The 16,915-nt window shown below is 68.1% G+C and carries 14 protein-coding genes, 1 tRNA gene and 1 pseudogene; 9 read left to right on the forward strand and 7 right to left on the reverse strand.

The window, feature by feature from the left end; genetic code table 11:
- Positions 1-19: 19 nt before the first annotated feature.
- From ACFU8Q_RS11185 to ACFU8Q_RS11200, 4 genes are all read left to right on the forward strand, one after another.
- On the forward strand, positions 20-1,021 hold the full coding sequence (locus ACFU8Q_RS11185; RefSeq protein WP_384451070.1) for a DUF1259 domain-containing protein: 1,002 nt from the start codon (positions 20-22) through the stop codon (positions 1,019-1,021).
- A 229-nt stretch (positions 1,022-1,250) separates the two neighbouring features.
- Complete coding sequence (locus ACFU8Q_RS11190) at positions 1,251-2,453, forward strand: cytochrome P450 (RefSeq protein ID WP_384451073.1); 1,203 nt, start codon at positions 1,251-1,253, stop codon at positions 2,451-2,453.
- 541 nt (positions 2,454-2,994) lie between these two features.
- Positions 2,995-4,053 carry a type III polyketide synthase gene (locus ACFU8Q_RS11195; RefSeq protein WP_384451076.1) on the forward strand — a complete coding sequence of 353 codons (1,059 nt, stop codon included), beginning with the start codon at positions 2,995-2,997 and terminating at the stop codon, positions 4,051-4,053.
- 199 nt (positions 4,054-4,252) lie between these two features.
- Positions 4,253-5,947 (forward strand): bifunctional 3'-5' exonuclease/DNA polymerase, encoded by a 1,695-nt coding sequence (locus ACFU8Q_RS11200; RefSeq protein WP_384451079.1) that lies wholly within the window; start codon positions 4,253-4,255, stop codon positions 5,945-5,947.
- Here ACFU8Q_RS11200 and ACFU8Q_RS11205 read toward each other — a convergent pair whose 3' ends face one another.
- The 4 genes from ACFU8Q_RS11205 to ACFU8Q_RS11220 all read right to left on the reverse strand — a co-directional run bounded on the left by ACFU8Q_RS11205 (position 5,948) and on the right by ACFU8Q_RS11220 (position 9,385).
- Entirely contained in the window at positions 5,948-6,238 is a 291-nt protein-coding gene (locus ACFU8Q_RS11205; protein WP_384451082.1) for a hypothetical protein, read from the reverse strand. It lies immediately after the preceding gene.
- A 196-nt stretch (positions 6,239-6,434) separates the two neighbouring features.
- Positions 6,435-7,589 carry a glutathione-independent formaldehyde dehydrogenase gene (locus tag ACFU8Q_RS11210; RefSeq protein ID WP_384451085.1) on the reverse strand — a complete coding sequence of 385 codons (1,155 nt, stop codon included), beginning with the start codon at positions 7,587-7,589 and terminating at the stop codon, positions 6,435-6,437.
- 943 nt (positions 7,590-8,532) lie between these two features.
- Positions 8,533-8,880 (reverse strand): DUF397 domain-containing protein, encoded by a 348-nt coding sequence (locus ACFU8Q_RS11215; RefSeq protein ID WP_384451106.1) that lies wholly within the window; start codon positions 8,878-8,880, stop codon positions 8,533-8,535.
- A gap of 82 nt (positions 8,881-8,962) precedes the next feature.
- On the reverse strand, positions 8,963-9,385 hold the full coding sequence (locus tag ACFU8Q_RS11220) for a hypothetical protein (protein WP_384451088.1): 423 nt from the start codon (positions 9,383-9,385) through the stop codon (positions 8,963-8,965).
- Between the two features lie 557 nt (positions 9,386-9,942).
- Between ACFU8Q_RS11220 and ACFU8Q_RS11225 the strand changes: the two genes are divergently transcribed.
- From ACFU8Q_RS11225 to ACFU8Q_RS11245, 5 genes and pseudogenes are all read left to right on the forward strand, one after another.
- Positions 9,943-10,302, forward strand: coding sequence for a hypothetical protein (locus tag ACFU8Q_RS11225; protein WP_384451091.1), 360 nt, complete (start codon positions 9,943-9,945; stop codon positions 10,300-10,302).
- Between the two features lie 102 nt (positions 10,303-10,404).
- Positions 10,405-10,785, forward strand: coding sequence for a hypothetical protein (locus ACFU8Q_RS11230; RefSeq protein ID WP_384451094.1), 381 nt, complete (start codon positions 10,405-10,407; stop codon positions 10,783-10,785).
- A 553-nt stretch (positions 10,786-11,338) separates the two neighbouring features.
- Complete coding sequence (locus ACFU8Q_RS11235) at positions 11,339-11,803, forward strand: hypothetical protein (protein WP_384451096.1); 465 nt, start codon at positions 11,339-11,341, stop codon at positions 11,801-11,803.
- A gap of 168 nt (positions 11,804-11,971) precedes the next feature.
- Positions 11,972-12,313, forward strand: a pseudogene (locus ACFU8Q_RS11240) (hypothetical protein); the annotation flags it as partial.
- The gene (locus ACFU8Q_RS11245; RefSeq protein WP_384451099.1) at positions 12,270-13,613 is read left to right on the forward strand and encodes a tyrosine-type recombinase/integrase; all 1,344 of its coding nucleotides are present in this window, start codon (positions 12,270-12,272) and stop codon (positions 13,611-13,613) included. The pseudogene ACFU8Q_RS11240 and the gene ACFU8Q_RS11245, both read left to right, overlap by 44 nt.
- A gap of 47 nt (positions 13,614-13,660) precedes the next feature.
- Here ACFU8Q_RS11245 and ACFU8Q_RS11250 read toward each other — a convergent pair.
- The 3 genes from ACFU8Q_RS11250 to ACFU8Q_RS11260 all read right to left on the reverse strand — a co-directional run bounded on the left by ACFU8Q_RS11250 (position 13,661) and on the right by ACFU8Q_RS11260 (position 16,754).
- A tRNA-Thr gene (locus ACFU8Q_RS11250) sits at positions 13,661-13,734 on the reverse strand.
- Positions 13,735-13,875: 141 nt separating this feature from the next.
- Positions 13,876-15,411, reverse strand: coding sequence for an alpha/beta hydrolase (locus ACFU8Q_RS11255; protein ID WP_384451101.1), 1,536 nt, complete (start codon positions 15,409-15,411; stop codon positions 13,876-13,878).
- A gap of 137 nt (positions 15,412-15,548) precedes the next feature.
- Entirely contained in the window at positions 15,549-16,754 is a 1,206-nt protein-coding gene (locus ACFU8Q_RS11260; protein WP_384451104.1) for a DNA polymerase III subunit delta', read from the reverse strand.
- Between the last annotated feature and the right edge of the window lie 161 nt (positions 16,755-16,915).

Below are 16,915 nucleotides of genomic sequence, written 5' to 3' on the forward strand. Positions count from 1 at the left end.
CCATGGAGGCGATCAAGTGATGACTGGCGAACGACAGCAGGACACACACGCACCGGCGATCACATCGCGGCGACGCGTACTGGCGGCGGCCGCACTCGCACCGGTACTGACCGCCGCGGGGACGGCCACCGCATGCTCTCTCCCCGCCGGAATGCCCGGGCCGGGACACCGCAGGCGGGTCAAGCCGGTGCCGACAGGCCTGGCGGACTGGGCGGCCGTGGCGAAGGCACTGGGCCGTACCGGCAACATGCTGCGCGGAACGACGTACCACACGGCCTTCCCCCGGCGGGACCTCCACGTGGTGTCCGACGGCGTCGTCGTCACGCCGGAACTCGCGCTGGGCACGCATGTGGCCTTCGTCCGTTACGCCGACGGCAGCACGATGCTGATGGGCGATGTGGTGGTCACCGAGCGCGAATTGCAGCAGGTGATCGACGCCTGGCAGGCACACGGAATCGAGCAGACCGCACTGCACAAGCACCTGCTCGCCCAGACCCCCGACATCTGGTGGACCCACGCCCACGCCCACGGCCACGACGCGGTGGCCCTGGCCCGCGGCCTGCGCGCCGGATTCGACCGCACCGGGACCCCGCCCGCCCGGCCGTCCGGCCCGCCGGTCCCGGTCGACCTGGACATCGCCGGGATGGAGGCGGTGCTCGGTGCGAAGGGTTCCACCGAGGACGGGCTGTACAAGGTCATCTTCGTCCGCCGCGAGACCATCGCGGACGGGCATCTGATCCTCCCCCCCGGCCTGGGATCGACCAGTGCGCTCAACTTCCAGCCGCTGGGCGGCGGCCGGGCCGCGCTCAGCGGTGACTGCGTCATGCTCGCCGGTGAGGTACAGAACGCGCTGAAGGCATTGCGGCGCGGCGGGATCAAGCTCGTCGAGCTGCACAACCACCACCTGGCGGACGACCCCCGCCTGTTCTTCACCCACTTCTGGGCCGTGGGCGACGGCGTCGAGCTCGCCCGCGCGGTGCGCCCCGCGTTGGACGCCACCAACGTCGCACCGTCCGGCTGAGACCGGCCCTCACGCCGACCCCCGCGAACGCGCCGAACCCGCCGCACCGGCAGAGCGGGGTCGCCGGACCGATTTGCGCCGGTCCAGCGACCCCGGCCGCCGATTCCGTTCTGCATATGGACCAATCGGCCCGAAGTGGCGCGTGCCCGTGCGGGTGACCGGGCACCCATGTCCCGTTCAGCCCGCACCTTCCTCGAACCGCCCGTCAGATCCCCCTCTGGAGCTCCGTATGGAACCGGTCGCCGCACGGCACTGCCCGTTCGACTATGCCGAGGCCCTCGAATTCGACCCGGTGCTCAGGCACTTGATGACCGAAGAACCCGTCTCCCGCATCCGGCTGCCGCACGGCGACGGCGAGGCGTGGCTCGTCACCGGCTACGACGACGTGCGCACGGTGACCACCGACCGGCGCTTCAGCCGGAGCGCCATCATCGGCCGGAACTTCCCGCGCATGACCCCTGAGCCGATCGTTCAGGACGAAGCGATCAACGTGATGGACCCGCCGGGCAGCAGCCGGCTGCGCAGCCTGATCTCCAAGGGGTTCGCGCCCCGCCATATGGAGCGCATGAAGGTACGTACCCAGCATGTCGTGGACGAACTGCTGGACCGCATGGAGGAACACGGTGCCCCCGCCGATCTCTTCGAGCATCTGGCGGCCCCGCTGCCCCTGACCACCATCTGCGAGGTCCTCGACATTCCCGAGGCCGACCGCGCGCAACTGCGCGCCCACGCCCGGACCATGATGGACACCACTGTCGAGAACAAGGACGCCGCGGTACGCGCCAAGGCCGATCTCCGCGCCTACTTCCAGAAGTTGACGGCCGAGCGGCGTGCGAACCCCGGCGACGACCTGATCAGCGCGCTGGCCACGGCGCGCGACGGGGACGAGATCCTCGACGACCAGGAACTGACCGTGATGGCCATGGTCCTGCTCATCACCGGCCAGGACACCACCACGTACGAGATCGGCAACATCGCCTACACGCTGCTCACCAGGCCGGACGAGCTCGCCATGCTGCGCAACCGCCCCGGCATGCTCCCGCAGGCCATGGAGGAGCTGCTGCGCTTCATCCCGTTCCGCAAGGGGGTCGGCATCCCCCGGGTCGCCTTGGAGGACGTGGAGCTGAGCGGGGTACTGATCCGGGAGGGGGACATCGTGCACGTCTCCTATCTGACGGCCAACCGCGACCCCCGGAAGTTCGACCGGCCCGACGAGCTGGATCTGTTGCGCGAGAATCCGTCCCACATGACGTTCGGCTGGGGCGGACACCACTGTCTCGGCGCCCCGCTCGCCGCCACGGAACTCCAGGTGGCCATCGGAACCCTGCTGGAGCGCTTCCCCGCTCTGAAGCTGGCGACGCCGGCCGAGGAAGTGCGGTGGAACAAGACGTCGATCTGGCGCTATCCCCTCGAACTGCCCGTCACCTGGTGACAGGGTGCACCGCGCGGTCCGCGCAAGGACCGTGCGGACCGTACGGTTCGTGACTGTCATCGATGATGCGTCGCAGCAGGGCGCCCGGCAACCCGGATCCATCCCGGGCGCCGGACGCCCTTTTGCGCTTCTTTTGCACTCCTCCTACGCTCCTGTTGCACTCCTCTTGCACGCCTTTTGTCCGTCGTCGCGTCGACTCGGCATGCGCGACGATCCGCCGGACCTGCGCGCCGATCCGCCCGCCGTACGGCCCTGATCCGTTCGACGTGCGGCCCTGATCCTTCTGCCGTAGCGTGATCCCCGACGGCCACCCAGCCGTGGCGGATCAGCATCCGCCCACGAACGGCTAGAACTCAGTCTTCGACGGTCGGCCCGTCCGCGCCCGCTCCAGGGGTATCGAACCCGGCGCAGGAGTACACCAGAGCTCTGTCTCGCGCGCCGCCGCGCGTGACGGAACAGTGGTGACCACTCCCGCGTCGGTCGACACCCCGTGATCGTTCCGGGCCCGGCCGTGTGGACCAAGTCCGCTAGGAGGAGTTCCATGGCGGTTCTCTGCAAGCCGGCCATCGAGGTTCCCGAGTACGTCATCACCAACGAGGAAACTCTCGAGCTGGCTCAAAGGTTGCATGGCGACCATCCGCAGATCGACCTGGTCCTTCGCTTGATCGAACATACCGGGGTGCAGAAACGGCACCTGATCCAGCCTATCGACAAGGTGCTGCAGCACCCGGGCTTCGACGCCCGCAGCATCACGTACGAGGAACACACCAAGGCCCGTGTGCCGGCGGTGGTACGCCGGGCACTCGACGCGGCCGAACTGGAACCGCAGCAGATCGACTTGATCGTCTACGTCTCCTGCACCGGCTTCATGATGCCGCCGCCGACGGCGTGGCTCATCGGCGCGATGGGCTTCCGCCCGGAGACGCGACAGCTGCCGATCGCCCAACTCGGCTGTGCCGCGGGCGGCGCGGCCGTGAACCGGGCCCATGACTTCTGCGCGGCGTACCCCGACGCGAATGTGCTGGTCGTCGCCTGCGAGTTCTGCTCGCTCTGTTACCAGCCCACCGATCTGAGCGTCGGATCCCTGCTGTCCAACGGCCTGTTCGGCGACGGCATAGCCGCCGTCGTGCTCCGGGGCAACGGTGGCACCGGTGTCCGTCTGGAACGCAACGGCTCGTTCGTCATCCCGGACACCGAGGACTGGATCTCCTACGCGGTCCGCTCCACCGGGTTCCACTTCCAGCTCGACAAGCGGGTGCCCGGAACCATGGAGCCCCTCGCTCCGGCGCTGAAAGCCGTCGCGGACGAGCACCAGTGGAACGCCAGCAAGCTGGACTTCTACATCATCCACGCGGGCGGCCCGCGCATCCTGGACGACCTGAGCCTCTTCCTCGACGTGCCGCCCGAAGCGTTCCGCTTCAGCCGGGCCACGCTCACCGAGTACGGCAACATCGCCAGTGCGGTGGTGCTCGACGCCCTCGGCCGCATGTTCGACGAGGCATCGGCCCTGGACGGCCACCGCGGCCTGATGGCCGGCTTCGGTCCCGGCATCACCGCCGAGATCTCCCTGGGCACCTGGACGACGAACGCCAAGTCCTGACGTCCCGCCTCCGGCCCGCCCGGCGTGCTCAGCCTTCCGGCCCTCCCGGGTGCGGGGTGGGGTGAAGCCCTGCAGCGACCCACCCCACTCCGCCCCACTCGCACTGCTCCGCACCGAACACCCCTCCCGCCCCCTTCGCCTCCCACGCCCCGCGCTCGCCTCCCGTCCGCTGTCAGTGCCGGGTGCCAGACTCGGCGACATGACCGAACGTTGGGCTCTGGCCACCACAGAGACCGGCGGCGCCCTCCTCGCCCCGCTGGACCCCACTGGTCTGCCCACCGCCCCGGTCCTGACCGAACCCGACCTCGTGGAGGCCGTCCGCTCCCGCCCGGACGTCACACGCTGGGTCTGGCGGTCCACCGCCGAGATCTACCCGCGCCTGCTCGCCGCCGGCGTCCCCGTGGCCCGCTGTTACGACATCGAGGTCGCCGAATCCCTGCTCCTCGCCCACGAGGGCCGCCTCGGCGAACCCCGCTCCGCAGCCGCCGCCCACGCCCGCCTGCGCAACGCCCCCGTACCCCCCGATCCCCCGCCCCGCTCCGCCGAGCCCGGCTCGCAGTCCTCCCTCTTCGAGCCCCAGTCCGGCACGGACCTGCCCTTCGACGATCTGCTCCAGGTGTACGCCGCGCAGCTCCGCCGCCACGGCGCCACCGCACACCCGGGCCGGATGCGCCTGCTGACGGCCGCCGAATCGGCCGGCATGCTGGTCGCCGCCGAGATGAACCGGTCCGGCCTCCCCTGGCGCGCGGACGTGCACCGGGAGGTGCTCCAGGAACTGCTCGGCGAGCGCTACGCGGGCGGCGGCGAGCCCCGCAGGCTGGCCGAGCTGGCCGACGAGGTGTCGGCCGCCTTCGGCAGACGGGTCCGCCCCGACCTCCCCGCCGACGTGGTGAAGGCGTTCGCGCAGGCCGGCATCAAGGTGAAGTCCACCCGGCGCTGGGAGCTGGAGGAGCTGGACCATCCGGCGGTGGAACCCCTCATCCAGTACAAGAAGCTGTACCGGATCTGGACGGCGCACGGCTGGAGCTGGCTCCAGGACTGGGTGCGCGACGGCCGCTTCCGCCCCGAGTACCAGCCGGGCGGCACCGTCAGCGGCCGCTGGACGACCAACGGCGGAGGGGCGCTGCAGATCCCCAAGGTGATACGGCAGGCGGTCGTCGCCGACGAGGGCTGGCGCCTCGTCGTCGCGGACGCCGACCAGATGGAGCCCAGGGTCCTGGCCGCGATCTCCCGCGACCGCGGCCTGATGGAGGTGGCCGGCCATGACGGCGATCTCTACACGGCACTGTCGGACCAGGCGTTCCAAGGCGACCGGGAGCACGCCAAGCTCGCCCTGCTGGGCGCGGTCTACGGCCAGACCTCGGGCGACGGCCTGAAGAACCTGGCCGCCCTGCGCCGAAGATTTCCCCTGGCCGTGGCCTATGTCGACGACGCGGCGAAAGCGGGCGAGGAGGGACGTCTCGTACGGACGTGGCTGGGCCGGACCAGTCCGCCCGCCGCCGGGAGTGGGGACGACGACGAGGCCGGCATCCCGCAGGAGAGCACGGACCAGCCCTCTGCCGATAGCGAGTTCACCCCTGGTTACGCCTCGTCGAACGCCCGGGCGCGGGGCCGCTTCACCCGTAACTTCGTGGTGCAGGGCAGCGCAGCGGACTGGGCGCTGCTGCTTCTGGCCGCTCTGCGCCGGGCGATCGGCTCCGCCGGCCTCCGGGCCGAGCTGGTCTTCTTCCAGCATGACGAGGTGATCGTGCACTGCCCGCGGGAGGAGGCCGCGGCGGTCGTGGAGGCGATCCGGGCGGCCGGTGAGCTGGCCGGGCGGACCGCCTTCGGTGAGACGCCGGTGCGGTTTCCGTTCACGACGGCGGTGGTGGAACGGTACTCGGATGCGAAGTGATCACCCTCCGGAACCCGAGCCGGAACCCGAGCTGGGATCCGGACCGGAACCGGAGCCAGAGCCCTCCCCGGAACCAGCTCCTCCACCTTGCCGTCGTTCGCCCGCGCCGGACTCCGGAGCAATCCGGGAAGAGCGCCCCGAAGCCGGTTCCTCCCCGAACGCGGCCAGCCCGTGTTCGTAGTGCGCCGGAGGCAGATGCTGATGCCGATGGCGGGCATTGAGCTGATGGATGACGAACGCTGCGATCGCGATCATCGCGAGGACGACCACGACAGTGACCAGGGTGTCCATACGGTACCGGCCCCCTTCGATGCGCAGGCCAAAACCGGCTCACCGGGAGCCGTACACATCCAGGCTACTCCGCGGCCCGCCGGCCGCCCCTCGGGCAGCGGACCGTTCGGGCCGGACGGCCCGCCGATGCGTACACGCTCGACCGGCCCGCTTGCCCCGGGAGCGGGCACCGGGGCAAACAGCCGGGGCGCCGGATTCAGCTGGTGCCGTCGGGGTGGAGGACGACCTTGGTCCAGCCGTCGTCGCGGGCGTCGTAGTGCTGGTAGCCGTTCGGGGCCTGGTCGAGCGGCAGCTCGTGGGAGACGATCCACGACGGCTTCGCCTTGCCCTGCTCGATCAGGGCGCACAGCTGGCGGTTGTAGGCCTTCACGTTCGCCTGACCCGTGCCCATCGACTGGCCCTTGAACCAGTACAGGCCGTAGTCGAAGGCGACCTCGCCGTCCTTCTTGTACAGCTGGTCCGGACTGCCCGGGTCGTGCGGCATGAAAACACCGACGACGCCGATGGTGCCGGTGAACTTCACCGAGTGGACCAGGTTGTTCAGCGTCAGGTTCGGATGCTCCGTCCCCTGCGCGTCGTGCGCCTGGTAGCCCACGCACTCACACCCGCGGTCCGCGCCCAGGCCGTTGGTGTGCTCGTTGATCTGGTCGATCGGTGAGGCCTTGGAGTCGTCGATGGGGATGGCACCGATCTCCTCGGCCAGCCGCAACCGGTCCGGGTGACGGTCCACGACCATCACCTTGGCGGCGCTCTTCAGGTTCGCCGACAGTGCCGCCATCAGGCCGACGGGTCCGGCGCCGTAGATGACGACGGTCTCGCCCGGCTGCACACCGGCGAGTTCGGTGCAGTGCCAGCCGGTCGGAAAGACGTCGGACAGCATCACATAGTCGGTCTGCTTCTCCCGCGCCTCTTCCGGCAGCACCAGGCAGTTGGAGTCGCCGTACGGCACCCGCAGGAGTTCCGCCTGACCGCCGTTGTACGGGCCCATTCCCGCGAAGCCGTACGCGGCGCCGGCCATCTTCGGATCCACGGGCGTGGTCAGACAGAACGCCGTCAGCCCCCTGTCGCAGTTACGGCAGAAACCGCAACTGATGTTGAGCGGCAGACAGACCAGGTCCCCGACCCGTACCCGGTCCACACCGTCACCGACCTCGACGACCTCACCCATGTTCTCGTGGCCCAGGACACGCCCCGTCTCCATATCCGTGCGCCCCTCATACATATGCAGGTCCGACCCGCAGATGTTCGTCGAGGTGATCTTCACCAGCACGTCCGTCGGCCGTTCGATCCTCGCGTCCGGCACCTCCTTGACGCTCACCGACCGCGGCCCGTCATACACCAGCGCCTTCATGGAATTACCTCCACACACTTCATTTCGAAACATGCTCCGTTTCGAAATTCAATTGATGCAGACTCAGCAATCGCGCCGCCCGCGCCCACCGCTTCGAAAGATCCTGCGCGGAACACTGCAAGCAACACAGACTTCGCACGGATGAAGAACGGCCTTCCCTCCCCCGGAGCCCAGATCCACCCAGGCCGAACCGCGGCGCCCGGGCCCGGCCCTCCGGCCACCCCAACGCGTCTGCCCCGGGCGGGACTCGCCACCTCTTCAACCCTCCCACCAGGGCACCAACTGTCAACCGGGAGACAGGGCAGGGACCACTCGACCACCCGGACTGCCGCGCCCTGCCGGGACCCGTTCCCGAACGACCCACCGGCATCACGCAGAACATCCACGACCGGACTACTGCGGAAAGCTCGACGGACACGAAATTTTCTTCGGGGCGAAAACCGAATCACCGAAGGCGGACGAAACCGTCGGCATGCGCTCCTCGTGCGTGTCGGGGCAAAGCCCGTCGAAGAACAGGAAGTCGTCGATTTTCCTCTGCGCGGGCCCGACCACCATCCACGGTCAACCCGACGCCGTCGCCTGACCGATCCGCCGGGAAGGGCCCTGTCGGCCGCACGGCGAGCCGTTCTCCACGCCCCCGGCCGTCGAACCCCCGGCCGTCCTCGCCCACAGGTCGTCCTGGCCACGCACGGCAGCGGACGAACGTGCGCACAAGAAAAACCCCAGGTCACGGCGAGTGAGTCCTGGGGTTAATCCGAGCCGCCTTCGGGATTCGAACCCGAGACCTACGCATTACGAGTTGTCCGATCTTGGTTCGGGGGCGTCCGCGGGCGTCCGCGAACCGAGGTTCGCCCCTGCTTCCCGACCTCGATGGACGACGGCCGACACCCCTGGAACGAGCGGCAATTGAGACTGCAACTGAGACCGGGCGGTGTCCGATGAGTCAGTTTGCCTCCGAGCGTGCCCGCCAGGGTGGACCTGGCGGGCACCGAGAGAGGGTCAGAACCCGCCATCTCGTACGCCAGCACGGAAGGCGGCTCACTGGGAGGTGGGCCACCTCCACGCAGTCACCGTCTGAAACGCTGTGGCTGCTCTTGCGCCACGGCGCGTCGCCAGATCCTGGCTGTAGAGGTCCTGCTTGCGCATGGCAATCCTCCCCTGTCGAGTAGTCCTGCCAGCACGAACCAGGTTCAGCGGACCTCGCTGGGCCGCTACGTCCGCCTCCTGCGCAGCGGGGTATGCACCACCGACCCGGGAGTGCGACCGTGATCGCCGCCGACTCCCCGCTCAGACGAGCCCGCTTTCGTCGACGGGTGCGCGCCCTCGCTCTTCACTCAGTGGCCCCGCCGAGTTCCGGGGCCTTCGACGCCGGGTCAGGAACCGCTGGCGGCCGAGGCGGCGGCAGCCGCGGCGGCGGCCGAACTGCCGTCCGAGGACGCAGACGCAGCCGAAGCCGCAGCGGCGGCCGAACTGCCGTCCGAGGACGCAGCCGAAGCCGCAGCCGCAGCCGCAGCCGCAGAAGAATCGTCAGGCTTAGTGCCGTCAGGCTTAGTGCCATCGGCCTTCAGGGTCGCGTTCCTCTCGCTGCCGTCGGAGACGGTCACGGGACCGAGGGAGCCACCACCGCTGACGGCCGAGCAGCCGCCCTGATAGAGGACGATGACGTCACCCTGGGCAAATTTACAATTACTACCGGTGACGGTGATGTCGCCGTCGGCTGCGGCCATCGAAGCCGAGGCTCCGATCATGCCCACGGCGGCGAGCATCACGACGGCGAGCTTGCGTGTCTTCCGCATCATTTCTCCTTGTTCTCGTTCCTGTTCCCACAAGAACGACGTTGCATGCTGTCACCAAACAATCACGTATCGTTCACGCTGTGCTACCGCCGTCCGGATGATCAAGATGCTCTCCCACTCGGCTTCGCTGCCCCAAGCCGTGCCCAGAATGGAGGCGTGCGAGCCGCTCCCGGCGTCGCCGTCGCGTCCGTTGAACGAGAAAACCCCAGGCCGGAAGCGTTTCCGACCTGGGGTTTGAGATGAGCCGCTTTCGGGATTCGAACCCGAGACCTAGGCATTACGAGTTGTCCGATCCCGGTCCGCAAGGGTCCGCCGCCGTTCACCGTGCTGCCCCCACAGCTGGTCAGGGGGCGATTCGTACTGTCACGGACGGTGGCGGACAGCTCCAGATCGGTCGCCTATCGAGACCACAACTGAGACCGGTGCGTGATCGCCCCCACGTCAGAGCGCCGGGCCAGAGTGGAGCCGACTCCCTCGCCGCAAGTTGGCCACGGGCAGTGATCCGGATAGCTGAAAACGAGCAACAACCGTATGCGGTCTCGGGCACCATGCCAGCCATGACCTACCTCGACCCGTTCGCTGGCCGGAGTTCCGTAACACTGCGAGAAGTGTTGGAGTTCGCTCACCAATGGGACCTGTACGACGCCAGCGTCGACGGGCAGCAACGCATGCCGGCGCACTACTCAGGCGTCAGGTATGAGAACTGGTGGGGCTCGGGGGCGACGCTTCAGCAGGTACATCTGCTGGCGAAGAACCACGGCATCCCGGTGGCGTGGGTGCCGCCCGCAGGTGTGATCCGGGACCTCGTGCGCGCCGATGAAAGTCATGAGGCCAAGTTGGCTGTCCTGGTGGCTGCCAAGGATGAGATACGTGCCGCGTGCCGACAGCGCTACGCTCCGGGCTTCGATGAAGTGTGACCCTATGACTATCCGCTGTCCGCGTCCTACGTCCTGGACGCTTGGGACGACGGACACATCCTCGCGGCAGCGTGCCTTGCCCTGGCTGCGGCAGAGGACCTGATGTACGAAGTATCGCGGGTAGACCGCAGCAAGAAGTACAAGGGCTTGAAGCAACGGGCAGGCCGCGACCTGCTGGAATGGTGGCCCGATCACGAGCAAGTGGCACTCGCGCCAATCGAGCCGCTTTTCAGCACGTACTTTCCGGAGCGGGACGATCCGATCCCGGAGAACCTGTCACGACACGCCGCGCTTCATCGACTGCCGCTTGAGCACCTAAGCGACGGGCACTGCATCGTCGCAATCATGCTCATGATCTCGCTGCTCCGGGAGCTGGAACAGCGATTGGTGCAGGAACAAATCGATGCTTGGAGCGAACAGCAGGAGTACGTGGAGGAACAGGAGTACCTGGAGGAAGACGCGGACCATGAACCTGTGGACTAACTGACATGCAGACCCCACCCCAGGACAGTCCGCCGAGATAGCCGAGCGAATCTAGTGCCCCTCCCGGCAAGCTTTGCCCCGTCGCGCCGCCCAGCACGCACGCTCGCCGCGTTGGCCAAAAGCCCTGGTAGCTCCGCTACAAGGGCTCCCGGCCGCCTTGCGATCGCACGCACCGGACGACGCTCTTCATGGGGCAAACATTGCCGGTCACGGCACTAGCGCTTCGCCTAGGCGCCGCGGGAGTCGCCGTCCAGGTTGGCCGAGCGCACCTGTCGACGACCTCTTCGCCCCGAACGCGATCACGTGCGCAAGTGACCTTGTGTGTCTGTCATTTGACCTGGGATGACGCGCAAGGTTCTGTCCGTAGTCGTCCACGGGAGTACGGGGAAGGCTGCTGCCGGTGGCCCCCCGCTTGGCCCTCGCGCCCCGGCCAATCGTCGGTTTGGTTGGTGCACGCTTTCCAACTCTGCACGGCCCCGTTCGTCCTGGTTCACGGTCGTCCGTGGGCCGGGCCCCTGGCGGCCAGACTCGGCGGACTCGTAGTCTCCAGGCCATGGAGTGGACATCCTTAGTTGCCACGGCGGTGGGCGCGGTTATCGGGGTGGGCAGCACGCTCGCCACAGACCGGGTGCGTTGGCGACGGGACACAGGCGAGCGGGACAGAGAGACCCTACGCACGGTCTCTGCTCAGTTCCTGGAGGCCCTGACCGAGGCGCGCGACGCCATAAGCGATGCCAGCCGATCGGGGCACCTACCAGTGAATGAACGGACCCAGCTCGCCCGCGCCAGCATTTTGGCCCACGGCGTGCACTCGAAGCAGTACCAACTGGAGCTACTGGCCACACCGGAGGTGGCCCAGTCCGCCAGGGATGCCGCCTACCAACTGCTCCTCTACCGGGACGCGGTGATCGCCGGACATCTGCGTGACGATCCTGAGTGCGCAGAGGTACGGCGAGCCTTCCGGGAGGCCCGCCAAAAGCTGATGGCTGCCATGCAGTCTTCACTGGCTCGTCCCTGAGAGCCTTCGACCGCAGTTTCCCGCCCCTACCTGGCACATGTGTGGCTCGTTCAGCCCTCTGATCCGTACGCGCGTGCCCTCCGGCTCGCGACACTGGCCACGCACTCGTCACGAGAGGTAATGGCTGCACCGACGTCCATCGAAGTCTCTGGGTGTACGCCAGTGTTGATGTCGGGAAGCCGTGCTCTGGCGTGCGACCTGAGTCTCAGTCAGTATGGGCTGACGAGCATCCCGGGGGCGCGGCCAGACGACACCTTTCCGCCAGCGACAGTGCTTGGGGAGAAGGCATGCAAAGCACGCTACGGAGTTGCGCACGTCCGTACGATTTTCAGTCAGGCAGGCTTCCCATTTAAGGAGACCTCGCCCGACGAAGACGCTATGGCCGTGGACGGCGATGTAGATTTCCTAGCAGCCTCAGCCCGGGTGCAAGTTAAGCGCTCGTCACAGTTCAAGATATCCGGGAAGAGTGCAACGTGGCCCGCTGAAGTTCACTGGCGAGATCGATGGAATGCGGCCAGAATACCCGTTTATTTTATTCTGGTTATTCTGGATCGAAGCGACAGGTTCGATTGGATCAACCATCACCCCGCCGGCACCGATCACAAGGCCGCCGCATTCTGGACCCGTAGCGAAGTGGATGGAGACCTACGTCACTGACATCGCGAGCCTGAAACTCAAGCCGCGGTCCCTGGACGACTACTGGTCCAAGACTCGCAACGACATCATCCCGGGGGTCGGCCAACACCGGATCGACAAGCTGCAGCCCGAGCACCTGGAACGGATGTACCGGGCTCTGCTCGACGCCGGACACGCCCCCTCCCACGTGGTGAAGGTGCATCGCATCCTGTCGCGTGCTCTCAAGATTGCCCACCGCCGCCGACTCATCGCCGAGAACGTCGCGACCCTCGTGGACCCCCCGAGCGTCGACGAGACGGAGGCCAATCCGTTCACCAAGGAAGAGGCCAAAGCGTTCCTCGAAGCAGCCGCAAAGCGTCCCACCTTCATGCGGTGGATCGTGGGCGTCGGCATGGGGTTCAGGCAGGGTGAGACCCTCGGCCTGCGGTGGTCGTACGTAGACCTGGAGGCGGAGCTGTTCCGTCCTGAGTGGCAGCTTCAGCGCCTCACCTGGCGCCATGGCTGCGGCGAGGCTCACACCTGCGGCGCGCGCCTTCACCGCTTCGAGTCCTGCCCACCGGCCTGCACCACGCACAAGGGCTACAAGCGCGGTTGTCCGAAGCCTTGCGCCAAGACGTGCACGAGCCATGCGAGCGCGTGTCCGCAGCGCAAGGGGGGCGGTCTCGTCATCACACGCCCCAAGACGAAGAAGAGCCGGAACGCCGTCCCGATTCCACCTGTCTTCATTCCCTTCCTTCACGACCACAAGGCCCGGCAGGAGGCAATGCGGGCCGCCGGTGGGGAGCTGTGGCAGGAGCACGACGTCGTGTTCTCACGGCCGGATGGGCGCCCGCTTGACCCACGCGCCGACTACGAAGAGTTCAAGGAACTGCTCGGGGAAGCAGGTATCGACGACCGCCGCCTGTACGACGGCAGTCGCCACACGGCCGGCACGATCCTGAACGAGCTGGGCGTGGACATGCCCACGATCATGGAGATCCTTCGGCACACGCAGATCAGTCAGACCCGGCGGTACGTGAAGGGGCGCTCCCACCTGTCGAAGGACGCCATGAGGCGTATGGGCGAGTTCTTCGTGCCCGCTCCCCCGGAGCCGGATCCTGGCCCCACTGAGACCAGAACTGAGACCGCCGACACTCGCGCGGCCCGCGCTCGACGGCGGCGCCGCATCCAATAAAAGCAAAAGCCCCAGGTCACGGCGAGTGAGTCCTGAGGCTTCTACAGAGCCGCCTTCGGGATTCGAACCCGAGACCTACGCATTACGAGTGCGTTGCTCTGGCCAACTGAGCTAAGGCGGCACGCCCTGTCGCACCATGGTGCGATCAGCAGCGTCGCCAAGTCTACACAGTTTCCGGGGGTGCTCCGCACCAGCCCGGTTCCGGACCGTTTTCGCAGGTCAGTGGCAAGTCTGTGGCAGATCTGCGGTGGGCCGGTCGGGATCAGGAGCACTGCTTGCCCTCGCTCGGCGGGGTGCCGTCCAGGAGGTAGGTGTTGATCGCCGTGTCGATGCAGTCGCTGCCGCGGCCGTAGGCCGTGTGGCCGTCGCCGCGGTAGGTGAGGAGGGTGCCGGAGGAAAGCTGGCCGGCCAGGGATTCGGCCCACTTGTACGGGGTGGCCGGGTCGCGGGTGGTGCCGACCACGACGATCGGGTCCGCGCCCTTCGCCTCGATGCGGTGGGGGGTGCCGGTGGGCCGGACCGGCCAGTGGGCGCAGTTCAGGGCGGCCCAGGTGAAGGTCCTGCCGAAGACCGGGGACGCCTTCTCGAAGCCCGGAAGCGCCCGGGCGGCCGCATCGGCGTCGGCAAAGGCGGGGGGCAGGTCCAGGCAGTTCACGGCGGCGTTGGCGGACATCAGGTTCGCGTACGTGCCGTTCGGTTCGCGTTCGTAGTAACTGTCCGACAGGGAGAGCAGGCCGGAGCCGTCGCCCTTCTCGGCGCCGATGAGGGCCTCGCGAAGCTGGGGCCAGGCCGACGTGTCGTACATCGCGGCGATGACTCCCGTCGTGGCGAGGGATTCCGTGAGTTCGCGGGAGTCGCCGGTAGGGATCGGCCGGGCGTCGAGTTGGGCGAAGAGCTGCTTCAGGCGGGTGGCCGCGTCGGCGGTGGAGGTGGTGCCGAGCGGACAGTCCGCCTTCTTGAGGCAGTCGGCGGCGAAGGACTGGAACGCGGTCTCGAAGCCCGCGGTCTGGTCACGGTTCACTTCGACGGCGGGGAGCGACGGGTCCATCGCCCCGTCCAGGACCAGGCGGCCGACCCGGGCGGGGAAGAGCTCGGCGTACGTCGCGCCGAGGTAGGTGCCGTACGAAGCCCCGACGTAGTGCAGTTTCTCGTCACCGAGCAGGGCGCGCAGCATGTCCATGTCCCGTGCCGTCTCGACGGTGGAGACATGCGGCAGGATCTCGCCGGAGTGGCGCTCGCAGCCGCTGGCGAACTCCTTGTAGGCGCCGCTCAGCCTGGCGACCTCGCCGGCGTTGTCGGGTGTCTGGTCGACCTGGGTGTAGGCGTCCATCTGCGGACCGGTGAGGCACTCGACGGGCTCACTGCGGTCCACGCCGCGCGGGTCGATGGCGACCATGTCGTAGCGGGCCCGGACCTGGGCGGGGTAACCGACGGCCGCATAGTTCTGGAGATAGCCGATGGCCGCACCACCGGGACCGCCCGGATTCACCAAGAGGGAGCCGATCCGCTTTCCGGGTCCGGTGGCCTTGGCGCGGGACACGGCCAGCTTGATGTCACCGCCGTCCGGCTGCGCGTAGTCCAGGGGTGCCTTCATCGTCGCGCACTGGAACCCCTCGACGCCGCAGTCCCGCCAGTTCAACTGCTGCGCGTAGTACGGCTTGAGCGCGCTGGGGACGGATGCGGCGGACGGGACGGACGGTGAGGCACTCGTGGAACTGCCGCTGCTGCAGCCGGAGATGAGGAGGCCGGCAGTGCCGAGCGCGGTGGCAAGGATGCGGAGCGGGCGCCTGGTGTCCATCCCCGGAGCGTAGTCGTCACGCGACGGCTCACCCGATTTACCGCTCATACGGATGAAAAAATACGACAGGAAGTGACACTTGGCGATAAGTGATGACGTGCGTCGACGAGTGATGGCGGCGGCGGCGCTGCCTGGCCTCAGCCCGCGCGCAGCGCCATCGTCATCGCCTCCACCGCGAGCAGCGGGGCCACATTGCGGTCCAGCGCCCGACGGCAGGCGGTCACCGCCTCTATCCGGCGCAGGGTGCGCTCGGGTGTGGAGGAGCGGGCGATGCGGTCGAGGGCGTCCTGTGCGTCCGCGTTGGCGATGGCGATGCGCGAGCCCAGCTGGATCGCCAGTACGTCGCGGTAGAAGCCGGTCAGGTCGGTGAGCGCGAGATCGAGGCTGTCGCGCTGGGTACGGGTCTTGCGGCGCTTCTGTCTGTCCTCCAGCTCCTTCATCACCCCGGCCGTGCCGCGCGGCATCCGCCCACCCGCGGCGGCGCCGAGCGCCGCCTTCATCTCCTCCGTCTCCTTGGCATCGACCTCCTCCGAGACCTGCTTGGCGTCATCGGTGGCGGTGTCGATCAGCTCCTGCGCGGCCTTGAGGCAGCCGCCGATGTCCTCGACACGCAGCGGCAGCTTGAGCACCGCGGCACGCCGGGATCGGGCCGCCTCGTCGGTGGCGAGGCGGCGGGCCCTGCCGATGTGGCCCTGGGTGGCACGGGCGGCGGACGCGGCCCGCTCCGGATCGATGCCGTCGCGCCGGATCAGGACGTCGGCCACGGCGTCCACCGGCGGCGTGCGCAGGGTGAGATGACGGCAGCGGGAACGGATGGTGGGCAGCACGTCTTCGAGGGAGGGAGCGCAGAGCAGCCACACCGTGCGCGGCGCGGGCTCCTCGACCGCTTTCAGCAGGACGTTCCCCGCGCCTTCGGTGAGCCGGTCGGCGTCCTCCAGGACGATGACCTGCCAGCGGCCGACGGCCGGGGAGAGCTGCGCGCGGCGGACCAGCTCGCGGGTCTCCTTCACACCGATGGAGAGCAGATCGGTACGGACTACCTCGACATCGGCGTGGGTACCGATGAGGCTGGTGTGGCAGCCGTCGCAGAAACCACAGCCCGGTGCGCCGCCCAGGGCCCGGTCGGGGCTGGTGCACTGGAGGGCGGCGGCGAAGGCGCGGGCTGCGGTGGAACGGCCGGAGCCCGGTGGGCCGGTGAACAGCCAGGCATGGGTCATCTTCGACCCCGGGGGCACCGGCTCCCCCGTGGAGTTGGCGGTGACCAGCGCATCGGCGTCCCGGGCGGCGGCACCGAGCTGCTTCTGCACTCGGTCCTGGCCGACCAGGTCGTCCCATACGGTCATGGGTCACCGCCCTTCCGGTGGTGTGCGCCGCGCGGCTGTCGTGCGATGCGGTCGCGCGGCTGTGATGTCGCTGCTCGTCGATCCGGCTTCCCATTGTGAAGTACGGGTCTGACAATCCCGGCAGCACGGCGGGAGGGCGGGAGCCCGGCACGGCTGCCGGG

Source organism: Streptomyces sp. NPDC057543 (assembly GCF_042801895.1).
GTDB lineage: Bacteria > Actinomycetota > Actinomycetes > Streptomycetales > Streptomycetaceae > Streptomyces.

Bases quoted from the DNA above. Each gene is read 5' to 3' on its own strand.
- ACFU8Q_RS11185 (WP_384451070.1), top strand. From the start codon at position 20: ATGACTGGCGAACGACAGCAGGACACACACGCACCGGCGATCACATCG.
- ACFU8Q_RS11190 (WP_384451073.1), top strand. From the start codon at position 1,251: ATGGAACCGGTCGCCGCACGGCACTGCCCGTTCGACTATGCCGAGGCC.
- ACFU8Q_RS11195 (WP_384451076.1), top strand. From the start codon at position 2,995: ATGGCGGTTCTCTGCAAGCCGGCCATCGAGGTTCCCGAGTACGTCATC.
- ACFU8Q_RS11200 (WP_384451079.1), top strand. From the start codon at position 4,253: ATGACCGAACGTTGGGCTCTGGCCACCACAGAGACCGGCGGCGCCCTC.
- ACFU8Q_RS11205 (WP_384451082.1), bottom strand. From the start codon at position 6,238: ATGGACACCCTGGTCACTGTCGTGGTCGTCCTCGCGATGATCGCGATC.
- ACFU8Q_RS11210 (WP_384451085.1), bottom strand. From the start codon at position 7,589: ATGAAGGCGCTGGTGTATGACGGGCCGCGGTCGGTGAGCGTCAAGGAG.
- ACFU8Q_RS11220 (WP_384451088.1), bottom strand. From the start codon at position 9,385: ATGCGGAAGACACGCAAGCTCGCCGTCGTGATGCTCGCCGCCGTGGGC.
- ACFU8Q_RS11225 (WP_384451091.1), top strand. From the start codon at position 9,943: ATGACCTACCTCGACCCGTTCGCTGGCCGGAGTTCCGTAACACTGCGA.
- ACFU8Q_RS11230 (WP_384451094.1), top strand. From the start codon at position 10,405: ATGTACGAAGTATCGCGGGTAGACCGCAGCAAGAAGTACAAGGGCTTG.
- ACFU8Q_RS11235 (WP_384451096.1), top strand. From the start codon at position 11,339: ATGGAGTGGACATCCTTAGTTGCCACGGCGGTGGGCGCGGTTATCGGG.
- ACFU8Q_RS11255 (WP_384451101.1), bottom strand. From the start codon at position 15,411: ATGGACACCAGGCGCCCGCTCCGCATCCTTGCCACCGCGCTCGGCACT.
- ACFU8Q_RS11260 (WP_384451104.1), bottom strand. From the start codon at position 16,754: ATGACCGTATGGGACGACCTGGTCGGCCAGGACCGAGTGCAGAAGCAG.